This is a genomic window from Anabaena sp. WA102 (assembly GCF_001277295.1).
GTDB lineage: Bacteria > Cyanobacteriota > Cyanobacteriia > Cyanobacteriales > Nostocaceae > Dolichospermum > Dolichospermum heterosporum.
The window spans coordinates 2,248,169-2,272,261 of the sequence record NZ_CP011456.1 but is presented as its reverse complement, the minus strand read 5'-3'; the positions used below and the strand labels follow the sequence as shown (position 1 = coordinate 2,272,261).

The window sequence follows — 24,093 nt, the reverse complement described above, 5'->3', positions numbered from 1 at the left end:
ACAAAGGAAACCCAACAAAATTGCTAATTAATCAATTTCTATTTATCAGCTTGCAAAGAAGAAAATAGATTTTTCCAATCTAGATTATTAGCAATTATTTCACTCTCCTTAACTTCAAAAGTGAGATAACTTGCTTTTGGTTCTTTAATTGCTCTAACACAAATTTCCGCAACATCATCACGGCTAACTTTTCCTCTAATATTATCACCTTGCTCAAAAATTAACTCCTTCCCTCCTGCTGCTTCCGTCAAAGCACAAGGCCTAATAATTGTATAGGGAATTCCACTAGCTTTCAGGCTTTCTTCTCCTCGCAACTTCCAGGTTAAAATCCCTCCCAATTGGTCATTTAATCTCACTGCTGGTGGTTCTTCATCTAAATTAATTCCTGGTCTTCCAGGACGAGTTACCCCAGCGGAACTGATTAATACAAATTGAGGTAAAGTTTCCCCCCCATAAGCTTGAATGGAAGCAACTTCCAGCGCGAAACCCCCCGGATTAAATGCAGGATTTAAAGCACCATCATATTCAAACTTACTCAACATTAATTGCACAGAACAAACTTTGCTAATGTCCATTGGTGGACAGTCTTTAACAATTTTGGCACGAAATACGGGAACTAAATCTGTAAAAGGAATCTGAATATCTAGCCAAGTATTAGCAACAGTATCAAAAGAATAGCTATAACCAACACCATCCCAAGTTGACTCTGTGCGGATAAATATTTTATAACGTTGTCCATCACCTTTAACCCGCAATTTCACACCTTGATAGCCAGATAAATCCAGCAGAGGTGAAAAATTCTTAGTTCTCACCGAAGCAAACCCCCCAGAATTAGCAGTAGAAACATTACCTGTAAATACTGCTGTATTTTCCCTAATTTGGAAACTACTAGCACTAACACCCCCCATAACCACATCATCTAAAGCACCCCAGATATTTTTGATTTCATCTGATGGTTTCGTAAAATCAAATATCGGTTTTTCACCCGCAGCAACCAGATATTTTGCGGCCGCTGTTACTAAATTTTTCACACCTTGATATTCAACATTTTCTGGTGTATCCCCGACAATTTCCGGCAGATAAAATTTCACACCTTGATTATATTTTGCTCTATCGGGTGTATCTCCCTCCACAGGTTGAACACGCACTGACGTACAACAAATTACAGCTTGAATATTAGCCATAACTAAATTTGTCAAAGTCTCTGGTTTGGTAATATCTCCAACTACCAAATTAATATCATCACCCAAAACTTGCCGCGCTTTTTCAATATCCCGAACTAAACAGCGCACATTATAACCCTGTGTTATTAAGTTCTTAACAACTCGTTTACCCACACCACCCGTTGCACCAGCTACCAGAATTACAGCCATATTTCCTCCTTGTTTTGGTCTATCTTGATAATCTGTGGAACTACCTGGAAATAATTTTTGAATCCAATTAAGAATCGGAAATACTTCAAAGTAAGTTAGGGTTTTAATAAACCTGCATAAATCCCATTGAGAGCGGTTGTTATTATTCATAGTTACGATTTAAACATGGTATTTTAGTGTTATTGTATCAATTTTTTGTAGATTTAGATCCCCGACTTCTTTGAGAAGTCGGGGATCTGGATAGCCAGATTACTATTTTTTGGTATAATGCTCATAGAATATGATAATTGCCGTGATGAGCCAATTTGCCAACGCCCAAGCTGAATATGAAAAATTTCCTGAAGAATTTACCAGCATTATTATTAGTACGGTAAATACACAAGGCATCCCTAATGCTAGTTATGCTCCTTTTGTGATGGATGATGACAAGAACATCTATATTTATGTGAGTGGACTAGCTACTCATACGCAAAATATTCAAAATCATCCTTTTGTAAGTGTTCTATTTATTGATGACGAAATTAAAACTAAACAGATTTTTGCTCGTCGGCGGTTAAACTTTGATTGTACCGCAAATTTGATAGAAAGGGAAACTGAAAAATGGCAGCAAATTGTTGATAAATTTCAGCTTCGTTTTGGAGAACTGATTTCTACATTACGCAATTTACCAGATTTTCGGATTTTGCAACTGACACCGAAGACTGGACGTTTTGTAATTGGGTTTGGGGCTGCGTATAATATTAGTAACGACAATATAAATCAACTTGTACAAATTACCAAGGATTCACTTTCATAATTATGCTGAAATTTCAACCTCCGGGTTTTGGTAGTAAATTCATTCATACATCTTTGGGGGCAATGGTTTATTATACCCAAATTAGCACTCCTTGGGAAAATACCAAAAATCAAGATTTACCACCATTATTGTTTCTACATAACTTTGGTGGTGGTGCGTCTGCTTATGAATGGTCAAAAATTTACCCAGCTTATGCGTCAAAATATCGAATTTTAGCCCCGGATTTAATTGGCTGGGGAAAATCTGCTCACCCTGTGAGAGATTATCAAATTGAAGATTATTTAACGACGATTCTTGAGTTCATTTCGCAAACTTGTGATCAACCTGTAACCGTCATAGCATCTTCTTTAACTGCGGCTTTTACTATTCGTCTGGCTGTTACTTATCCCGATTTATTCAACGCTTTATTTTTAGTTTGTCCTGCGGGTTTTAATGATTTTGGAGAAGGTGCAGGGAGAAGATTACCACTTTCTTTAATTAATACACCGTTAGTAGATAATTTAATTTATGCTTTAGGTGCAGAAAATGAAATTGCAGTGAGAAACTTTTTGCAGAGTTTTCTATTTGCTAAACCGGAAAGAGTGACACAAGAAATGGTGTCAGCTTATTTAAGTTCTGCACAAAGATATCAAGCTAAGTTTGCAGCTTTGTCTTTTTTACGAGGAAATTTGTATTTTGATTTGAGTTTATATATTCAACAACTTCAAGTTCCCACTGTGATGTTGTGGGGCGAAAATGCCCAATTTACAAATATGCAATTAGGACGACGGTTAGCAAATTTAAATACTGAGGCAATTCAGGGTTTTCATGAAATACCCGATACGGGAATTCTGCCTCATTTAGAAATACCAGCAGTTGTGATAGGAATTTTGCAAAAATACAACAAAACTGGAAAATTAGAAATCTAAAGGACTAAAATTATCTGTGTTCATCTGCGTTTATCTGCGTTTAATTCTGACTTCTTGTCCGCAAAAGGTTTACACCATCAAGAAAGTTGTAATATAGAAAAAGTAACATAGCTCTTCACTCACCACAACCAATGACATCAACTCTGCTGAAATTTCCACGCCTTAATGCACCTACGCTGCACTATTTACCCAACGGTTTGACGATTATCGCCGAACAAATGCCGATAGACGCGGTTAATCTTAACCTCTGGGTAAAAACCGGTTCTGCAATGGAGTCAGATGCTATTAATGGTATGGCTCACTTTTTAGAACACATGATTTTTAAGGGTACGCAGAAACTCATTAGTGGTGAATTTGAACGCCGGATTGAAGAGCGCGGTGCGGTGACTAATGCTGCTACTAGCCAAGATTACACCCACTATTACACCACAACTGCGCCTAAAGATTTTGCCGAATTAGCTCCTTTGCAAATAGATGTTGTTTGTAATCCGAGCATTCCTGATGATGCTTTTGAACGGGAACGATTAGTAGTTTTAGAAGAAATTAGACGTTCTGAAGATAATCCTAGACGACGAATTTATCGTCATGTCATGGAAACTGCTTTTGATTCCTTACCCTATCGTCGTCCTGTGCTGGGACCTGAATCTGTTATTTCTCAAGTTAAACCGCAACAGATGCGAGATTTTCATGCTCATTGGTATCAACCTCAGTCAATTACAGCAGTTGCTGTGGGTAATTTACCAGTAGAAGAATTAGTAGAAATTATTGCGGAAGAATTTAATAAAAATTATCAACAAACGACCAATAAACTAACACAAACAGCAGCAATTCCTGAACCTGCATTTACACAAATAGTTCGTCGAGAAGTTGTTGATGAAACTCTCCAACAAGCAAGATTAGTGATGATGTGGCGAGTTCCTGGATTGATGGAGTTAGATGAAACTTATGCGCTTGATGTTGTGGCGGGTATTTTAGGACATGGGAGAACATCTAGATTAGTGCGAGATTTACGGGAAGAACAGGGATTGGTATCTTCAATTTCTGTGAGTAATATGAATAATTTATTGCAAGGTGTGTTTTCGATTTCTGCTAAATGTGATGTAGAAAATTTAGCGGCTGTGGAAGCAGGAATTATTCAACATCTTCGCAGATTACAAACAGAATTTGTCAAAGAATCAGAAATTGCCCGTGTTCAACAACGAGTAGCTAATCGGTTTATATTTGGAAATGAAACACCAAGCGATCGCGCTGGGTTGTATGGTTATTATCAGTCATTGATTGGTGACTTAGAACCAGCCTTTAATTACCCCCAATATATTCAAGCACAAGCAGCCACTGATTTAATCCAAGCTACAAAAGATTATCTGTCCCCAGATGCTTATGGTGTCGTTGTCATCAAGCCTGTTTAGTTAAACCTCATCGAAGATAAAAATCGTAGATTAGTTGTTAAACCCTTACAGTTACCCAAACTATCAAAGATAGTGAATTCAAAGTTGACCAAATCCCCGCCACTAATTTGAGATTTGCGGCTGCTGTGGCAACTTTTGGGATGATATTACGTGATTCTGAATACAAAGGGAATGCTAACTATGATTTGGTGATGAAATTAGCAACTCAAGGTCAGGGGGAAGATCAGGAGGGCTATCGGGGTGAGTTTATGCGTTTGGTAGAGAAATCTAGAAATTTAATGATCAAAAAGTGATGCAATACTGAGCAGTTAAGGAAATATAGTAATCTTATTTGATTTGTGATAGCGTAGCGTGCCGTAGGTATACATTGCAAGAGTCAGATCCCCGACTTCTTAAAGAAGTCGGGGATCTTATTGCTATAAAACCATCCTCTAGAAAGATGATCTATATCAGCAGGGGAAATAAATTAGTGACCATATCAACTCAGAATTAATCTCAATTAAATTGTGAGAAAAAAGAGATTATTTAACTTTTTAGGATTGGTAATAACAATAGCGATCGCTCTTATTAGTTGTCATAATTTGCTATTACCAAAATCACCCCCACCCATTACCGTCAAACTCAGTGGTTGGACAGGTAATCCCCTAGAACAAACACTGTTAAAACAGGTAATCCAAGACTTTGAAAGGCAGCAGTCCCAGATCAAAGTCAAATATGAAGCGATCGCCGATCAATATATGGATGTGATTAAAACCCGCCTAGTAGGAGAAGCCGCACCAGATGTATTTTATCTTGACGCTTTAGAAGCCCCTTTTTTAATGGGTCAGAATGTCCTAGAACCCCTTGATAAATACATTAACCCCAAATTTGACATCACAGACATAGAACCCAACCTCCTCAACAATTTTACCTACCAAAATCATATTTATGGTTTACCTAAAGACTATTCCACCCTAGCCCTATTTTATAACAAACAAGCATTTACTCAAATTGGTTTAACCAATCCACCAACCACATGGGAACAACTCCGTACCTATGCCAAACAATTAACAGGCAAACTGAATAAATATGGCTTTGGTGAAATTCCCGAATTAGCCCGTCAGGCATATAAAATTACAGCTTTTGGCGGAGAAATTATTGATAAAAATGGTTATGCTACCTTTGCCAATGATCCAGGTTTGCAAGGTTTAGAATTAGTCATTAATCAATATCAAAAAGACCGTTCTTCCGCTCAAAAATCTGATGTCGGTACAAATTCAGGGAGTGAAATGTTTGGACAAAATAAGGTAGCAATGGTAATTGAGGGGAATTGGGCAATTCCCTATTTGCAAGAAACCTTTCCCAAACTAGAATTTGCCACAGCAGAGATTCCTAAAATTAATCATCAGAAATCTACAATGGTTTTTACTGTTGCTTATGTCATGAATAAACAAACACAGCATAAACTTGCAGCTTGGAAACTTATTTCCTATCTAACAGGAAAAGAAGGCATGAAAAAATGGACAAGCAAAGGATTTGCATTACCGGCTCGTAAATCAGTAGCACAGCAATTAGGCTATGATCAAGACCCTCTTAGAGCATCATTAGTAGCAGGAGTTAATTATGCCACACCCTGGCAATTAGGCAAGTATCCCGCCGCAATTATCAACAACTTTGATAATCAATTTATTAGTGTTTTGCTAGGACAACAACCATTAAAACAAGCAATGTTAAAAGCGCAAAATGCAGCCAATCAACAAATTCAGGCAGATATGTAGTGTTTGTAATTAAAACTTGTACCCGACTCCAATTTTTCTATTCCTTTCTTCCTTTGCGCCTACTCTTCGAGATCACGAAGCGTGATTGCGCCTTTGCGTGAGATATAAAAATGTGTTTCATTTACCAGAAAATCACTGTAATAGACAAATCAAACAAAATTTAACAGCTTATTTATTCATAACTCCCAGTATTTTAGTTTTAGGCACATTTGTAATTTTACCTATACTCTATGCCGTATTTCTTTCCTTACACAAAGTGCAAATGCTAGGAGGGATTCATTACCAGTTTTTCGGATTAGGTAATTTCCAAAGATTGCTAACAGATGAAAGAGTAGGAATTGCTTTAAAAAATACCGCAGAATATGTAGCCATTGTTGTTCCCACTCAAACTATTTTAGCTTTAGGTTTAGCTGTAACACTCAATTCTGGCATTCGCGGGAAAAATTGGTGGCGAATTCTTTACTTTTTACCAACAGTCACATCTTCCGCCGTATTGACACTAATTTTTATGTGGATTTATAACACAAATGGACTCCTAAACAATTTTTTAGCTTTCCTAAAATTACCTATTTATAATTGGTTAGGAGATCCATCTGTTGCCCTCAAAGGGATTATGATCATGAATATTTGGTCAACAGCACCGTTTTTTATGGTGATTTATTTAGCAGCTTTACAGGACATCCCCCAAACCCTTTACGAAGCCGCAGAACTTGATGGTGCTAATAGTTGGGAGCAGTTTCTTTATATTACCTTGCCTTTATTGCAACCTGTGACTTTCTTCGTTATAGCGATGGGGATAATTGGGACTTTTCAATTATTTGATCAATCTTATATATTTTCTGGAGGAACTGGTGGACCAAATAACGCTACACTCACCTTAGTTTTGCTAATTTATCAAACCGTATTTCGGAATTTACAGATGGGATATGGTGCAGCGATCGCTTTTTTACTGGCATCTGTAATTATTATCCTCACATTAATTCAGAGACAATTCTTCGGAGGTTATAAAATTTGAATAAAATCCTTGATATTTTCTGGTTTAAAGTTCTATTATATATCTTCCTCACAGTTTATGGAATTATCACCATAATTCCCTTTCTTTGGGCATTTTCCGCATCATTTAAGCCCCTTCCTGAAATCATTAGTGGTGAGTTTAATTTCATCCCCAAACATTTTACTCTTGATAACTACAAACAGATATTTCTGCAAGAACCTTTATTTTGGCGATGGTTATTTAATAGTGTAATTATTGGCGTTACCGTCACAATTTTAAACTTACTATTTAACTCAATGGCAGGTTATGCCCTAGCCAGATTACATTTTCATGGTAAAAGTTTCTGGTTCTTCCTAATTTTGACAGTCTTAGTAGTTCCAGCGCAAATTACCCTAATTCCCACATTTTTAATTCTCAAAGCCATCGGCTGGTTAAATTCATACCCAGGGATGATAGTTCCGAGTATGGTTAATGCTACTTTTATTTTCATGATGCGGCAATTCTTTGTTAATTTCCCTAGAGAATTAGAAGAAGCCGGTCAACTAGATAGTTTAAATGCCTGGGGAATTTTTTGGCACATAGTTTTACCTCTAGCCAGACCAGCATTAGCCGCACAAGCGATTTTTGTATTTATGGGCAGTTGGAATAATTTTTTACTGCCCGTAGTCATTCTTTTTGACCCAGAAATGTTCACCTTACCCTTGGGACTAAACACCTTTAAAGGTCAATATATCAGCTATTGGAACTACATTATGGCAGCCTCAATGGTATTCACCCTGCCCGGTTTAGCCATTTATGCCTTCTTTAACCGCTACTTAATTCAAGGTATTACCTTTACCGGTAGTAAAGAATAATTCCTCAAACTCTTCCTCTCTGCGCCTCTGCGCCTCTGCGTGAAAAAAAATTATCCCTTCCTCCCAACAGCAACACAGTAAATAGCCGCATGACGTTGCCCATCAATCCCCAACATAGCGTTTAAACTCATATCATGAAATCCACCGAGACAAAGACTGTCCAGCCCCAATTGCACAGCCATTAAACTTATGTTTTCAGCTTGATGACCAGCTTCCAACAGTGCAAAACGATAGCCTCGCGCTCCATATTTGCCCATTGAGCGCATAAAAACCGACGTGAACACAAACAGAGCATTGGCATTGACAATATAATCTTGCTGCAAAAATGCTTCTACAAAATCTGTTGGTACAGCATCATTCACCCAATGTAACCCGTGTCCGCGAGGTTCATAGTGATAAAGTCCGGCAACCAAACCCTCCACTGCTTGTGTAGATACGAACACCTCCAGGGGATACAATCCTCCCGCAGAAGGAGAGTTGCGAGCCTCATAGCATTGATTATCTACCTCACGCAGTCCATTGAGTCCACACCCTGCATCCAGTAGTTGCGCTAAGGAGACGAGTGGCATCACCTGATTTTCAAATGATCGCACAGAACTACGCCGTGCTAAAAGTTCCGACAGCGGGTTATCACGTGGTGCTGGTGGCAATTCCAGAAAGGGATCTTCTGGCAGATATCGCAGTTCAGTAGCCGGAACACGCTTGACATAACTTTTGGGGACTGGAGAGTTCAAATGATAGAGAAGAGCTAACTCCAGAGGTTCATTGACTGTGTGCATTGTTCTAATTTCCTCATAAGAATACCCGGTAAGTGGGAAACTCAGTGGCTTGGCTCCCTGAGAGGGAAACGACACTTCGACAAGCTCACTGACCACGGTTTTAACCGCTGTGGATATTAAAATTGAAACCAGATTTTTGATTGGAATCTGGAAACCAACTCCCATTTCTGGGGTAATGTTAGCCTTGACCTGTTATAAGAGCTTGCTTGAGCTTGCGACACTGTTCCAGTGACCTTAGAACTGTTTAATCACAAGCGACAGAGCAGGGAACTGGCTACGCATTCGGTGGGTGTCGTGACTCAAATAACGGCTACCCTTCGACTTCGCTCAGGGTGGTCTGGTCAGTACGGCTTGCTTGATGACTCTTGCAAGCCCAGTCCCTTTAGGGCTGGGTTACTGACTTTAAGCCATCGGATGTGGACAGGGATTGAGGTCATTTTCAGTTCGTCGTCCACCATAACCTAACCTTTCTGGGACCTCAAACAATCGCCGAGTTCCCAGTGGTTCTTGTCCATAACCAAAATAAATAGGAACTAATTCACTGGCTAAAGTCCGCACCACTCGGAAACCAAGAGAGGCGATATCAGGGGCGGTAATTTCCACGACATAAGGTTCAACACCCACTGAATTCAACTTGGCAACTACTGATTGCAAATTCTCCGCTTCTGATGCAGATTCGTAAGTTGGTAGATATTCAACTTGGCAGGATTGATGATGATGAAACAGAAAATCCAACTCACTCAACCGAGCCGTTGTATAGAAAAAAGCGTTGTGATCATCCAAATTCTGAACATCACTATATTGATGGAGATTAGTCCCAGCACCAGTTTTCATCCGTTCTATGTCGCCAAAGCGAGCCTGACAAACTTCAAAAACTGCCTTGTGAAAAGCCGTTGCTCCATCAAGATGACATCCCATACCAGTGGAAACAGCGGGACCTTTGCCCGAACGGTCAATTAACATAGCCATGAAAACTGGGACTTGAATATCAGTAATCAACTGGAAGACAACTAACTCAATGCCAAAGCGGGCATAGTGGCGGGCAATTTCCGTCTCAATTCCTGGCAGGTGGTCAAAATAGATGCGCGGAGCGGGGAGACGATTTAACCAAGTAATGATGAAAGCATCGCGTTCAATTAATTCGCACAAACCCCTATAGGCTGCAAACTCCCAAGATGGTCCACTAGCCATACCGTTAGTAGTGACAGGTAAAATATGATCTCCTGGTTGGTTGCCATCCCAGTCTAAATAAACCAAAAACGCTGGAATTAAAACCTGTTGGTTACTAGATAAAGAAAGGGCATTTATCCACGAAGTCTGCATTGTGGGATTAAAAGCTGGAAAAGGGAAATTTGGATCAGAGTATTGTTGGTCAGAAAAAGGGGAAAAAACCGCAGGAGAAACGGCACGATTACCTAATTCTTCATAGTTACTAACAGTCAGTTGCCGATGATCAACAATACCACCGCAGTATCTTTCTATAGCTTCGCCCACAGCCCCAAAAATGGCTTGTTCATCCGTCATGCCTCTGCCGACACCGTAGCGTAAATCATCCTGCTGTTTGCGAAGCTGGAAATTTGCTAATTCGGCTTGCCACAAAACCGGGAAATCGAACTCTGTATAAGGCTTGGTGAATCTATCTAAGGATCGAATAATGCCAGTATGGGGGCTGACTAAATCTTGCCAGCGGGGACTGGCGATCGCCCCTGGTACTGCGCTCTGCGAAATCGCTGTATTCACTGTGTTCTCTCCTATCTCCTATCTTTTTCCGTTCCCTGTTCCCTGTTCCCTATTCCCTTTCTTTGGTGAACAATGGGGACAACCTGGTTTCTTGAGAACAACATTGTGAGTCAGCTTTGTACCAAGTAAGTCTATATGTAGTAATTTTCCGTCAGTAGCCATAGGTAGACCGAGCATCATCTTCACCGCATCAAGAGCCATATAACTTCCCACCAACATCTGACCTATTGGTAAATTTTCCCGTAGTCGTGGTTGAGAACGCCGTTCCCGGTTGAGCAACTGTTCAACCGCCAATTCCGCCTCTGGAAACTTAGAACAAGCCATAGACCGCATCCGATAGCATAGATAACAGGGTCCATCCTTGGCAAAAACCAGTGGACCGACATTTCCCTCAATCCCAGCCGCCCCACCCGGTAGCAATGGGCGCTGCATCTTCAGGCATAGTCTATTTAGACGATAGGCTAGATTTACAGATACGGCATCAGTAGCAACAATCACTAGATCAACATCCGCCAACAAAGGATTGATGGTTGTATCGTCATTTAAATTATCTGTAACAATCTCAGTTTGAGTAACTCCACCAATGGCTTCAATTTGTCGAGCCGCTTCCACACCCCGAAAAGCACCAATTTTATTCAATACTGAGCCTGACATCATCAAGGAATCCGACGGCAGGATACAGGCATCATCGCACAAACGGACAAAACCAATACCAGCAGTAGCCAGATTAATTGCTGCTATCAGTCCCGAACCTCCCAGTCCAAAAACAGCAATCCTGGCATTAGCTAAGTGTTTCCGAGCATCTTTTTGGTTAAAGCCTAATTCATGATAAAGACTAATTTGAGGCAGTAAATAAGCACGACTATCTAAATCATCTGGATTTTCCAAAGACTCTTCCACTAGGCGATTGTCCATCAAAAACTCTAAACATTGATTTAGAGAAGAATCGGTCAATTGTTCGCCAATAGCATCGCGGATTTCTCCTATTGTGCGAGAGCCGTCTAGTAAAGGTAAAACAATTTTTTCTACATTATGCAAAGCGTGACCCTGTACTCTCAGGGTTCGCCGTGTCGTATTAAATATCATACTTTCTTCGCCACTGCAATCTGCCGGCATTACATTAATGACAACGTGTTCTAGTAGCCGGAGCCGCTTACCATCATTTAATTTCATAGACTTTATTGCAAAAATTGAATCCTGCTATCAATAGCAATTAAAAGAATTAAAAACCCTGTTTTTGCTAACAAAAAATATTGAGAAAAAACAGGGTTTTTATTACGCTTTTTCAGCCAGATGTTGGGTATCTAAACTCAAAAAACTCGGTTTCTTGAATTACTGAATTGCTGTTCTATCTCTAGGTTTAGTTAGTATCCAAATCCAAGTTCATCAGTGTCTTCCAACACACTTGATACTGTTGCATGACATCCTCCACAACCACCACAAGGTCTACCACAACCACCGCAAGGTCTACCACATCCACCGCAAGGTCTACCACATCCACCACAAGGTCTACCACATCCACCGCATCCACCACAGCCACCGCAATGAGCAAACCATCTTTGGGTGGTTTCAGAGTCAAATACTCCCGACATTGCTAATTTTTCTAAAGTTGCTATTTCCTCCTCAGACAACAGAAGTTTCTCTAATTTGTCGGCTTGATCTACCAAACGCATTTCTATTGTTGGTTGATTCAGTGTTTTTTCTGCCAGCATTGTCACTTACTCCTTTTAAATTGAATTCAATAACCTGTTTGCACATCTGTATTTGAGTTTATGAAAAGCTGTGATGATTTTTTGAGTCATTCAGTATTCACAAGTTTGAAGAATAATCAAAAAATCAAGCAATCACTAATGCCTAACTATTATCCCGATACAGATATAGTTAAAAAGCATGAAGACTCATTCTTAAGATTTCACTAGTCCACAAAAGAGCAAAACCAATTTATAATCAATGCGGGGAAGTATCAGATGAGATTTATATTTCGTAAAACCTTGTCTTTTAGGAAAATTGCTCTTGTCAGAATTGCCAATTATGTCTTCATTTGCTTATCCAACTTCTACAAGAATATCTTTTTCTAGACAATTTTCTTCTTTCTTGAGTAGTATTATTTTATCTCTTAATAGATTCAGGCTCAATTTATAAAATTGTGCTAATGATGAATCAAATTCTTATAATTCAAAGTAATTTTGTAGTTAAAGCCAATTTAAAATAATGCTCATAGGTAGGTGAACACAATAAAATCAAAGTGTGTAAAGAAAAGTAAAATCGCCCAAAGCTTCTTCACTCTTGCATGATTGCCTCTTGCCTTCCCATAACGACAATTTTCAATGCTAACCTACTTAGCTGATTTAAAAGCGTAGTTCTATTTCTTTATAGTTACTCCTTTAGTAAGATTGTCAGACAGCATACAGTTGAAAAATTTTAAAATATTCATCCTTAAGAAGTGGAGAACAAAAATTTTCAAAAGTAAGATATTAAGTTAATAGACAGCAAAATCCGAAAAATCTCTGATAAATTTGCTAGTAAATGATTAAACTTCTCCGGTAAAGATTGTAGAGACGTTCCATGGAACGTCTCTACAAGGGTTTCAAACTACGCACTAAAAGGGATGAAATTTGATCACTGCATATTTTATTTTTGAAGAATCTCTCCCAAGTAATAGATCTAGTTATTACTTAGAAAATATCAAACTTTTGGAAATCAGGGAATTATCTAACAGCTTATAAAAAAAATCAGGGTTAATTAATGAGTGATTTAAGAGTTTGGGTGGAAGATTATAGTAGAGTTTTATGGCGTTCCTTACCCTTGTTATGGACAGCAGCACCTCAAGAAATGGTGTTTTTGATTGCTGTAACCTTATTGCAAGGGTTTCTTCCTGGGGTTAGTGTTTGGATTACCAAACTAGTGGTAGATACTGTCGCTACAGCCTTAACAACTGGTAAAGCATTAGATGATTCAATTTTGTGGCTTTTAGTAGCAGCATGGGTGGGAGCTTTGCTATTAGAAAACCTTCTCTATCCTTGGATATTGGCACTTCAAGGAAATCTCAATGATAAATTAGCGGCTCACATTAGTTTATTATTAATGCGAAAAGCTGATAGTTTTTCGGACTTGAGCCGATTTGAAGATGCTGAATTTTATGATGAGTTACAAATTCTTCAACAACAAGTTAGCTATAAACCCTTAAACTTAGTTGAAAATTTGGTGGAATTAAGCCGCTCATTGATTACTTTAATCGTGGTAATTGGGCTATTAATTCCCCTGGCTGTTTGGATACCATTGGTAATTGCGATCGCCACTATACCCCAGATTGTAGTTTCTTCCCAATATGGTAGAGAGATTTGGATCACTTTATTTGAAAACAGTCCCCAATCTCGGAAAATGCAGTATTACACGACAGTAATGCTCACTGATACCTATGCCAAAGAAATCAGGTTATTTCAGCTAGGTACATTTTTTATGCAGCTTTACGGACAAGCTTTTCAATCTTTACATCAATCTATGCGTCATCTGCGAGGTAAACAAGCATTTTGGTCATCTAGTTTAGCTATTCTCAGTACATTAGGAAACGGATTTTCTTTCTATTGGGTAGTCAAGCAAGCTTTTAGAGGACAGTTAAGCCCAGGAAGTGTCCTTTTATTTGTACAATCATTAACTTACTTCCAGAATAATTTAGAAAGATTTGTCAGTCATTGGTTGGATTTATTCGAGAATATTATCTATATGCAGCAGTTTTTCAACTTTCTCGACAGTCCCACCCCAATGGTATTGAACATACCTGGAGAAAAAATCCCCACTCCGATTCGTGCAGGTATTACCTTTGATCAAGTTGATTTTCACTACCCAGATGGTAGATTAGCACTCAAGGATATTTCCTTTACCCTTTACCCAGGACAAACAGTAGCCATAGTTGGAGAAAATGGCGCAGGTAAAACCACTCTAGTTAAGCTATTAACCAGGCTCTACGACCCCACCACAGGACGGATTATCGTTGATGGTGTAGACCTCAGAGATTTGAACTTAGAGCAGTGGCGGCAGCAAATTGCGGGGGTTTTCCAAGACTTTGGACATTACTCGCTCACCCTGGGAGAAAATATCGCCTTAGGAAACCTAGCCGCCCTAGAAAATCGAGAAATTCTCAGATATGCAGTAGAAAAAGCCGATATCGTCAAACTAGTGGATGATTTTCCCAGTGGAGAAGATACACAATTGGGTAAACAGTTTGGCGGTACAGAACTTTCTGGAGGACAGTGGCAAAAATTAGCTCTAGCTCGTGCCTTTGTCCGCCAAGAAGCCCAACTACTCCTTCTAGATGAGCCTACCGCAGCACTAGACCCCCGCAGCGAGTGTGATTTTTACCTACGCTTTGTGGAACTAGCGGAAGGGAAAACTACCATCCTAATTACCCACAGATTAGCCTCAGTGCGAATGGCTGACCGCATCTTAGTCCTCAAAGATGGTCATTTAATTGAAGATGGCACTCACCAAGAACTTTTACAACTGGGAGGCGAATATACATCCCTATGGAATATGCAGGTAGAACAGTACGGAGTGTAATACAAAAAAACTTAATTCTAGGACTTACGCAGAAATCATCTTCCACTCTCATTTCTCTGTGTCCTCTGCGCCTCTGTGGTTCGTTATTCCATCAGCCATGAACATCAAAAATCCGATTCCTTGGCTCATTGGGCTGACTGCATTTGGTTTATCTGGAATGGGTATTGCTTACTTCAGCCATTGGTATCAACCCAGCAAAAAAGATATTACAGATTTAACAGTCCCTGTGACTACCAGCAACTTAAACATTAAAATCAAAACCAATGGAGTCGTGCAACCAGTTCGCAAAATTAACATTAGCCCAAGAGAAGCCGGTCGAATTGCCAAACTCTATGTAGATGAAGGTAGTTCTGTCCAAAAAGGACAATTAATCGCAGAAATGGAGCGTCAAGCCTTTCAAGCCCAGGTGAATCAGTATCGAGCGCTGTTATGGAAGGCAAAAGCCGAATTACAAGAAAAGCGTAAGGGTTATAGACCAGAAGAAATTGCGATCGCTCAAGCTGATGTACGTAAGTATACAGCCCAAGTCCGGGAAGCTGAATCTCGCTTGGTATTAGCCTCTCAACGAGTTAAGCGTAGGCAATATCCTGTATCTCAAGGAGCAATCTCCCGTGATGAACTAGATGCGGCTTTAAATGAAGAAAAAAGTGCTAAAGATAACTTAGAACAAGCTAAATTTAGTCTGATATCTGCCCAACAACAACTGAAAAAACTACTTTCCGGTTATCAAACTGAGGAAATTACCAAAGCCGGTGCTGAAGTAGCTCAAGCAACTGCCCAATTACAATTTTACGAAAATCAGTTAGAAAATACTTTCATTCGCGCTCCTTTCTCTGGCTTAATTACCCGACGTTTTGCCCAAGCGGGGGACTTTGTAACTCCAAATACTTCTGTTTCCACTAATGAAGGGGGAACTAGTGCCTCCATTGCCGAATTATCCAGTGGTTTGGAAATAGAAGCTAAAGTTCCCGAAGTAAATATGGCGCAGATTCAGAAAAATCAGCCTGTAGAAATTCGCCTTGATGCTTTTCCTGATCAAGTTTTTCAAGGGAAAGTCCGTTTGATTGCCCCCAGAGGAGTTAAGGAAGAAAATGTCACATTTATGCGAGTCAAGATTGCTTTGGCAACGGGTCAAGATAAACTCAAGGTAGGGCTAAATGTGAAGTTAACTTTTCTAGTAAATGACATTCGCAATGCTTTGGTAATTCCTTCGGCTGCTGTGGTTTCTGGTAAACAGGGGCAAGTGGGTGTATTGTTACCAGATAAGGATAATCAAGCCAAATTTCATCCGATACAGGTAGGAATTACTTCTGGTGATAAAACGCAAATTTTGGGCGGACTTTCTGAGGGTGAACGGGTTTTTATCCAACCACCAGCTAATCAATTAATTGATGGTGTTGATCGTCCTATGGGATCTTAGGGATTTCTAATTAAAAAAATACTTAAATAAACGAACCACAGAGACACAGAGAACACGGAGGAATGAGAGTTTAAGAAATTTTTTGCTTTAGGTGGTTGGGTGTTTTTTATTTGCAGGTTTCTTGGTGTAAGGAGTCAGCAGAAGAAATTTATCTTTTTATCGTTTTAAATTATGAATTTGCTAGAAAGTGTGAACATGGCTTTTGCAACTCTCGCTGCTAATAAACTCCGTAGCGGACTAACTATGCTGGGAATAATTATTGGCAATGCTTCTGTTATTAGTATGATTGGGATTGGACAGGGCGCACAAAATCTTGTATTGGGCAAACTTGAGGCTTTTGGCGCAAATCAACTCACGGTATATAGTAATTTTGAAGATGATGAAGGCATGAAATTTCCTGATGCCCAATTGGTGTTATCAGACGCAGAAGCAATTAAAGCTCAAGTTCCTAGTGTTAGCAAAGTTGCTCCTATAGATGAGCAGAAAATGCCAATTAGCTTTAATAATAAATTAACATCCACAACTGTTAAAGGAACTACGTCTGATTTGCTCGCTGTGCAAAATCTTGTTCTTGCCACTGGTAGAATGTTTAATCAAAAACAACAGCAACAACAGGCTCAAGTCACTGTTTTGGGTGCAGAAACTAGCCGCAAGTTGTTCGGTGATGAAAATCCTGTGGGACAAGAAGTGATGATTAATAATATCTCGTTTCAAGTTATTGGTTTATTGCAATCAAAGGGTGCATTTGCTGGGGAGAATTTGGATCAAACTGCAATTGTCCCACTGACAACATTTGCTAATAGATTAGTTGGACGTAGATCAATATCTGATATTCCTCTCAGTTATATTTTAGTGACTGCCAAAAATAGAGATAGTGTTCGCGCGGCAGGTTTTCAAATTACTAATATTCTGGCTCGACTACATGGTAAGAAAGATGTGGCTGTTTTCGCTAATAAAAAGTTTCAAGAATTGGTAGTTCAGGTGACTAGTATTTTATCTTTATTATTAGCTTTAATTGCTGCCATTTCTCTGTTAGTAGGTGGAATTGGTATCATGAATATTATGTTAGTTTCTGTGACTGAACGCACTCAAGAAATTGGTTTACGCAAGGCAGTTGGGGCAACTCAGAATGATATTTTAGCGCAGTTTTTAATTGAGGCAATTATTCTCTCTCTTTCTGGCTGTTTGCTGGGGATAATTTTAGGAGTTGGGGGAACTATCCCCTTGGCATTTTTCACGCCTTTAACTCCTCAATTTCCTCTATATGCGATCGCTGTGGCTGTGACAATATCTGGTAGCATAGGCTTAGTTTTCGGTGTCTTTCCCGCCCGACAAGCTGCTATGTTAGATCCCATTGTCGCCCTCAGAAGTGGCTGATTATCTTAACTCCTGCTGTAATTCTGCCCGATAATCAGCTTGACAATGATATTGGGATAATTCTTTCCAGTTGAGTACGGCTTCTAACAAGTCCTGATAACCCAGTGTGTTGGGGTGCAGTCCGTCACTGGTGAGGCGATCGCTTCTCCATCCTTGACTCCGCTGCATCCATTGATCAAAAATATCTAAATAGGGAATTTGTCTTTGTTCACAAGCTTGTCGTGTTGCTTCTTTGTAGCGGTATTGGTCGGCATGATTATAGAATAAACAATCAAGGAAGGGCATTTTGCTTTCGTCTACGGGAACCATCCCCACAAACAGCACGGGGCAGAGTTTTTGAGATTGATCCAGCAATGTAGCGATTTCTGATTCAAACTGACTAAAATCTGTGTAATTTCTGCCGTTAGGACTTCTTAACCGAGGTGTATCGTTAACACCCACAGACAAAATAATCAAGTCAGGAACACGATTGCGGATTTCTCCCCGGTGACGAAATTCTGCTTCTAAACGTTGGCATATTTGTTGTGTGCGATCGCCCCTTACCCCCAAATTATAAAGCACATGACCCACACTGTCCGGTAACATCCACCACCGTCGCAATTGTTCCACCCAACCGCCTTTCTCTGGATCACCGTATCCATATACTAGGCTATCCCCCAAGGCGACAATCTTTAAAGGTTGACAAAGTTTTGGCGCTACAGATATTTGCATTAAGGTAGAAGTCGGAAAACTTGGCATTTCAAAAAGTAATGTAATGGATATTTCCAGAATATTCTATATATTTTTACACTATTACCACAAAGTAGGGGCGCAGGGCCTGCGCCCAATCATTGATTTTTTGCATTTCCCCAATTATAAATTAATTGGTAACACACTATAACTACCAAAAATTTTCAAAATTTCCGTATAATTTCGCAACTCTTCCAAAGCAGATTTCATAATTTGTGCATTTACATCTGCTTCAATATCCAAATAGAATAAATATTCCCCTAAAGAACGTTTTGTCGGACGCGATTCAATCCGACTCAGATTAATACCCAAATGAGCAAATACTGACAATACTTTCATTAATGCACCTGGTACATTGGCTGGCACGCTAAAGGCTAAAGATGTATGAGTACAATCAACGGGATGATTTTCTTCCCTGCTTACTACCCAAAACCGAGTACAGTTTTCTGGATAATCATTAATCCCTCTGGCAAGAATAGGTAAATTATACAATTGTGCCGCCCGACTAGAAGATATAGCTGCTGTAGTGACCTCTTCTTCTAATCCCTGTAGTGCTTCAGTGGTTGAATTTCGGGGAATTAAATTGACATTTGGCAAGAACTGTGATATCCATTCTTGACATTGCGCTAACGCTTGAGGATGAGAATAGACAGTTTTAATATTATCTAAACTTGTGGCATAGGAAATTAATGTATGTTGGATTGGTAAAACTAAAGCTAATTGAATTTTTAAATTTCCTAATTGCCATAAGCTATCCATTGTCATGTTGACACTACCCTCAATAGAATTTTCCACCGGAACAACAGCTATGGCTGCTCGTTTATCGGCGATTGCTTGTAGGGACTGAGCAATGGTAGAATATGGACATAATTCAAAGCTTCTTTGAGAATTAATATCCGAATGGGCTTTTAACCAGTTGAGATAAAAAAAAGCCGCTTGTTCGGCATAAGTTCCTGGCGGACCTAAATGAGCGATTTTCTGGTTCATGCTGTTAAATTTGGCGAATTTGATGAATAATAAATTAAAAGTTAGATTTTTGGCAATTCAAATTGTTAAAAAATATTACAATTAAAAAACAAATGGTTTAATTTGCTCATGGTTACTAAGTTTATTGCCTCTCAATCGGTGGAAATTTCCCTTCCTAAGCAATCTATTCCTATTCAACACTACCTGCGGCAGCCTCAACGTTTAGTCAATGCCTTAGCTGATAATACAAGAATTCAACAACTTTCTGAAGAAGGTTTTCGATTAAAAATGCGTCCTCTGTCTTTTATGTCACTGAGTATTCAGCCGACTGTAGACATGAGAGTCTGGGCAGATGCCAGCGGTACAGTTTATTTGCGATCGCTCGGTTGTGAGATATTGGGTTTTGAGTATATTAACGAAAGGTTTGCACTGAATTTAAAAGGCTATTTGTCACCAGTTCAACTCAATGGTGAAACTTACTTGCAAGGGAAAGCTGATTTGGAAGTTTTAGTAGACATACCGCAACCATTTTCCTTTACACCCAAATCAATTTTAGAAACTACAGGAAATGGATTGCTCAAAAGTGTATTACTAACAATTAAGCAAAGATTGTTACATCACCTCTTAGCAGATTATCGTCATTGGGTAATCTCACAAACTCAAAATAACGAAACTGATCATAACATCACTGATAGCGGTAGTGTGGCGCAAGCCATATTACCAAGTTTAAATTTTGAGTAGTTTATGGAAAAATAAGGCAAATTTGGCAATTGTTCTCAAAAACTGGAAATCCAAAATCTCAAATCCAAAATCTCAAATCTCAAATTATTTGGCAGGGACGAAAAGAGCGACGATGTAAAGATGAAGGTCCGTATTTTTGAAGTGCGAGTAAATGACGCGGACTTCCATAACCTTTATTTTTTTCTAGATCATACAGGGAATATTTTAACGCTAACCGTTGCAGCAAATCATCACGCCAAACCTTTGCCATGATACTAGCTGCGGCAATATTAAGCGATCGCTCATCACCTTTGACAACTGTTTCTTGAGGTATTGGCAAATTCTTCACCAACTGATTACCATCAATCAAAAACAGTTCCGGCTTTACCCGCAACTTCAAAACAGCCCGCTTCATAGCCAAAAGAGTCGCCTGTAAAATATTCAACTCATCTATTTCCTTCGTTGTAGCATAACCAATTCTCCAATCTACAGCCAACGTGGCAATTTTTTGAGCCAGTTTAGTTCTCCGAGAACTAGACAACTTTTTACTATCCTTAATATTATCTAACATCAGTATTGATAAAGCGTCTACTGGTAATATAACTGCCGCCGCTACCACAGGACCAAATAAAGCGCCCCTACCTACCTCATCTACACCCCCAACTGCACCCTGCATATTTGAGTAAGTAGAAAACTCTAACCAACTCGAATTATCCCAGGATGCAGGTTTAATGTCTGCCATTGTCTAAACTATGATTTGTTTGATTTATTTGATGTAGATGATTAATCGGAACTATGATTTATCTCATTGATTTGATTTACCTGATTGATTCATTAATCAATCAATTAATTAATCAATTAATTAATCAATCACAAAAATCACACAAATCATGAAAATCACAGTCCAAAACCATCTGTATCTAAGGCTGATGAACGACGACGACGACGACGATTAGGAATAGAACTACTATTACTATCAGATTCTATTTCTTTTTCAATTTCCGTTTTTTCTTCAACTTTAGTTTCTTTCTCAGGTTCTATTTTTCCTTCAGCTTTAGTTGCTTTTTCTCCAAGAATTTCTGTCAATTCTGGAAATATTACTAATGGTGGAAAGGATGAATCTTCTTCTATCTCAAATTTTGATGTCGGTAGTTTAATAGCGACAACTTCAGGAAGTGTTTTTTCAGTAACAATTGGTTCAGGAACAACTTCAGATTCTTCAATAGGTGATTGTCCTGGTTGCACAACATTGATAATCACCGATCTAGGATTTTTTCCCTCCCGATCTAACTTGAGTAAAGGAGAAATTCCCATTTCAGCATAAGTATCCTGTTCCTTTGCTGACATTTCCACCGTAATCACCTCTGGTGGTTCTACCTTAATCGGGTCTAATTTTACCTTTGTCCGTTCTGGTCTTTCCGTCCAACCTGATTTATTAATAGTTGGGGGAGAGATTTCTGGTATTGGTAATTCAGGTTCTTCTAAGTCTAAATCTGGATCATTAACAAAAGCTAGAGGATTACTAGGTAAGCGGGATTCATCCTTACCGTTACCACCATTCACACTAATGCGGCTACGGCGGGTCCGGGTACGACGCTTATCATTTAATTCTTGGTAACTAGGATGATTGATCAGATGCAGAGAACTAAATTCCGGTTCAGTTTCAAATCCATCACCAAAGCCATCATAGACATCTTTTGGTGTCACTTGTGGCACACTACCGATATCAGGTATGCGAGTAGTGGGTGCAGGTGGACGAGATTCCCTTTGAGGCATGGGTACAAATCGCTCTGGGATGTCCGCAGCCGGGATAGGCAGACGGTTTTCTAGTTCTCCAGGTAATCTGACGGTATGTCCTAAGCCGCCACAAGTAGGACAAGTTTCGCCAAACAATTCATAAATGTTTTGACCTTGACGCTTACGAGTAAGTTCCACCAAACCTAGTTCAGTCAGTTGGGCAATTTGGGGACGGGCTTTATCAGCTTTAAGAGCTTTGTTAAAGTGTTCTAAAACTTGCATTTGATCACGTCGGGATTCCATATCAATGAAATCAACCACAATCACACCTGCAATGTTCCGCAACCGTAACTGACGAGCAATTTCCGCTGCTGCTTCGCAGTTTGTCCACAGCACTGTTTCTCTAGCAGTTGCCGAACGGGTGAATGAACCGGAGTTCACGTCTATGACTGTTAAAGCTTCCGTTGGTTGGATGATCACATAACCGCCTGATGGTAAATCTACCCTCGGTCTGAGGGCTTCACGGACAGCGGCATTGATGCGGAAATATTCTAAAATGGGTGAGCGATCGCGGTGATGATCAATTAACAATCCTTGGGGTGTTTGTCCACCACTCCAGTTTTGTAAATACTGCTTCACTCGTTTTAAACCAGTGCTGGAATCAACAACTATGCGATTCACATCACTACCATACATATCTCTAAGAACGCGCTGAATAAAGTCATCATCACGATTCAGTAGAGCCGGCGCACGGGAAGTCACTGCTTCTTGCTGGACAATTTCCCACTGCTTTTGCAGCACTTCCAAATCTTCAATAATGGCTTCTTCTGGCTTACCTTCTGCTTCTGTGCGTACCAGTAACCCCATCCCTGCTGGTTTCACTAAAATAGCCAAAGCTCTGAGGCGGTTACGTTCACTTTCGCTTTTAATCCGTCTCGATAAATTTACCCCTCGTCCATAGGGCATTAACACTACATAACGTCCAGGTAATGTGATATTACCTGTGAGCCTGGGACCTTTTGATCCGGTTGGCTCTTTCATCACCTGCACTAAGGTTTTTTGTTGTGGTGTCAACAGTTCTGTGATTGCTGCTGCACTACGTTTCAGCCTTAATGGACCTAAATCAGTGACGTGAATAAATCCGTTGCGTTCTGGATCGCCGATATTGACAAAAGCCGCATCTATCCCAGGTAATACATTTTCTACTACACCCAGATAGATATCACCAATTTGGTGATGACCCGTAGCTACAACGAGTTCTTGTATTTGATCTTCTGAAAATACAGCAGCAATTTGATACTGCTCCGCGATGATAATTTGTTTTGGCATTCAATTTCCTCAAAAATTGGCAGCACCGCTGGGAATTACCAGGAATTTCTTTGTTATCCCGCTTGTCCTAACGGTCGCTGCTACAAGACGCTACTAGTAATAAAAAATTCCAACTTGAGTAGCTCTGCAAAGTTATGAAGAGCTAATGATACTGTGATTGCGTTTACACGCCGGATTATTCCTGGATAACTGCATATAGTTTAAGAACTTCCATCAACCGCCCTTGGCTGATTTCCCCTACTATACGCTGCTATTTAAACTTTGGATATCCGTAGATATCTGTTTCAAAGTTAAGATTCATTAAGTAAAGCTGACCATATCTAAATATAGCAACACACAAGGTAGTTAGGACATCAATTAATCATGAAACTCATCCCCAACCAGGGTTTTACTCCTGACTCGCTGACTCCTGACTTCTGACATCACACACGCATGGTAAAAAACCTCTGCGTCTAGATACGGTATCTCTTTGGGTTTACCATCTGCCGATGTAGGGAAATCTGCCTTAATCACTGGATTCACTATCCGTGTTTTTACTAGAAAGTCTAGCTAGGTGCAGATAACTCATGTGGTCATCCTTGTAAGAATTATGGCAGGGTTGTAATCTCTGTCAATACTTGTGTTGTACTTTTACAATTTAACACACTT

At 39.6% G+C, this 24,093-nt stretch carries 20 protein-coding genes; 11 read left to right on the top strand and 9 right to left on the bottom strand.

Annotated features, from left to right (window positions below):
• Positions 1-38: 38 nt before the first annotated feature.
• Positions 39-1,523, bottom strand: coding sequence for a CIA30 family protein (locus AA650_RS09825; RefSeq protein WP_053538879.1), 1,485 nt, complete (start codon positions 1,521-1,523; stop codon positions 39-41).
• Between the two features lie 145 nt (positions 1,524-1,668).
• Between AA650_RS09825 and AA650_RS09820 the strand changes: the two genes are divergently transcribed.
• From AA650_RS09820 to AA650_RS09790, 7 genes are all read left to right on the top strand, one after another.
• Entirely contained in the window at positions 1,669-2,169 is a 501-nt protein-coding gene (locus AA650_RS09820; RefSeq protein ID WP_053541241.1) for a HugZ family pyridoxamine 5'-phosphate oxidase, read from the top strand.
• 2 nt (positions 2,170-2,171) lie between these two features.
• Positions 2,172-3,077 (top strand): alpha/beta fold hydrolase, encoded by a 906-nt coding sequence (locus AA650_RS09815; protein ID WP_053538878.1) that lies wholly within the window; start codon positions 2,172-2,174, stop codon positions 3,075-3,077.
• 131 nt (positions 3,078-3,208) lie between these two features.
• Positions 3,209-4,486, top strand: a complete 1,278-nt coding sequence (locus AA650_RS09810; protein WP_053538877.1) for a M16 family metallopeptidase — start codon at positions 3,209-3,211, stop codon at positions 4,484-4,486.
• 62 nt (positions 4,487-4,548) lie between these two features.
• Positions 4,549-4,779: a YfbK domain-containing protein gene (locus tag AA650_RS09805; protein ID WP_257720911.1), complete on the top strand. Its 231-nt coding sequence runs from the start codon at positions 4,549-4,551 to the stop codon at positions 4,777-4,779.
• A 213-nt stretch (positions 4,780-4,992) separates the two neighbouring features.
• The gene (locus tag AA650_RS09800) at positions 4,993-6,243 is read left to right on the top strand and encodes an ABC transporter substrate-binding protein (RefSeq protein WP_053538875.1); all 1,251 of its coding nucleotides are present in this window, start codon (positions 4,993-4,995) and stop codon (positions 6,241-6,243) included.
• Positions 6,244-6,355: 112 nt separating this feature from the next.
• Positions 6,356-7,258, top strand: coding sequence for a carbohydrate ABC transporter permease (locus AA650_RS09795; protein WP_053538874.1), 903 nt, complete (start codon positions 6,356-6,358; stop codon positions 7,256-7,258).
• Entirely contained in the window at positions 7,255-8,091 is an 837-nt protein-coding gene (locus AA650_RS09790) for a carbohydrate ABC transporter permease (RefSeq protein ID WP_053538873.1), read from the top strand. The genes AA650_RS09795 and AA650_RS09790 overlap by 4 nt, the downstream gene beginning before the upstream one ends.
• Positions 8,092-8,141: 50 nt before the next feature.
• Here AA650_RS09790 and AA650_RS09785 read toward each other — a convergent pair whose 3' ends face one another.
• The 4 genes from AA650_RS09785 to AA650_RS09770 form a co-directional block, all read right to left on the bottom strand.
• Positions 8,142-8,870, bottom strand: a complete 729-nt coding sequence (locus tag AA650_RS09785) for a SagB/ThcOx family dehydrogenase (protein WP_053541240.1) — start codon at positions 8,868-8,870, stop codon at positions 8,142-8,144.
• Positions 8,871-9,272: 402 nt separating this feature from the next.
• Positions 9,273-10,610 carry a YcaO-like family protein gene (locus tag AA650_RS09780; protein ID WP_053538872.1) on the bottom strand — a complete coding sequence of 446 codons (1,338 nt, stop codon included), beginning with the start codon at positions 10,608-10,610 and terminating at the stop codon, positions 9,273-9,275.
• Between the two features lie 18 nt (positions 10,611-10,628).
• Positions 10,629-11,783, bottom strand: a complete 1,155-nt coding sequence (locus AA650_RS09775) for a TOMM precursor leader peptide-binding protein (protein WP_053538871.1) — start codon at positions 11,781-11,783, stop codon at positions 10,629-10,631.
• A 191-nt stretch (positions 11,784-11,974) separates the two neighbouring features.
• A complete protein-coding gene (locus AA650_RS09770) occupies positions 11,975-12,322 on the bottom strand; it encodes a hypothetical protein (RefSeq protein WP_053538870.1) in 348 nt (115 codons plus the stop codon).
• 1,033 nt (positions 12,323-13,355) lie between these two features.
• Here AA650_RS09770 and AA650_RS09765 point away from each other — a divergent pair.
• The 3 genes from AA650_RS09765 (at position 13,356) to AA650_RS09755 (ending at position 17,964) form a co-directional block, all read left to right on the top strand.
• Complete coding sequence (locus tag AA650_RS09765; protein WP_053538869.1) at positions 13,356-15,167, top strand: ABC transporter ATP-binding protein; 1,812 nt, start codon at positions 13,356-13,358, stop codon at positions 15,165-15,167.
• A gap of 97 nt (positions 15,168-15,264) precedes the next feature.
• Entirely contained in the window at positions 15,265-16,587 is a 1,323-nt protein-coding gene (locus AA650_RS09760) for an efflux RND transporter periplasmic adaptor subunit (RefSeq protein ID WP_053538868.1), read from the top strand.
• A 171-nt stretch (positions 16,588-16,758) separates the two neighbouring features.
• Positions 16,759-17,964 (top strand): ABC transporter permease, encoded by a 1,206-nt coding sequence (locus AA650_RS09755; protein WP_027401440.1) that lies wholly within the window; start codon positions 16,759-16,761, stop codon positions 17,962-17,964.
• Here the strand turns inward: AA650_RS09755 and AA650_RS09750 are convergent, their stop codons facing one another.
• Both AA650_RS09750 and pheA read right to left on the bottom strand, forming a co-directional pair.
• Complete coding sequence (locus AA650_RS09750; RefSeq protein ID WP_053538867.1) at positions 17,965-18,702, bottom strand: GDSL-type esterase/lipase family protein; 738 nt, start codon at positions 18,700-18,702, stop codon at positions 17,965-17,967.
• Between the two features lie 114 nt (positions 18,703-18,816).
• Entirely contained in the window at positions 18,817-19,680 is an 864-nt protein-coding gene (gene pheA, locus AA650_RS09745; RefSeq protein ID WP_053538866.1) for a prephenate dehydratase, read from the bottom strand.
• 108 nt (positions 19,681-19,788) lie between these two features.
• Here pheA and AA650_RS09740 point away from each other — a divergent pair, with 108 nt between their 5' ends.
• Positions 19,789-20,400, top strand: a complete 612-nt coding sequence (locus tag AA650_RS09740) for a DUF1997 domain-containing protein (protein WP_053538865.1) — start codon at positions 19,789-19,791, stop codon at positions 20,398-20,400.
• 79 nt (positions 20,401-20,479) lie between these two features.
• Here the strand turns inward: AA650_RS09740 and AA650_RS09735 are convergent, their stop codons facing one another.
• Positions 20,480-21,121 carry a ribonuclease HII gene (locus AA650_RS09735; protein WP_053538864.1) on the bottom strand — a complete coding sequence of 214 codons (642 nt, stop codon included), beginning with the start codon at positions 21,119-21,121 and terminating at the stop codon, positions 20,480-20,482.
• Positions 21,122-21,276: 155 nt separating this feature from the next.
• Entirely contained in the window at positions 21,277-23,445 is a 2,169-nt protein-coding gene (locus AA650_RS09730) for an Rne/Rng family ribonuclease (RefSeq protein WP_053538863.1), read from the bottom strand.
• Positions 23,446-24,093: the final 648 nt, after the last annotated feature.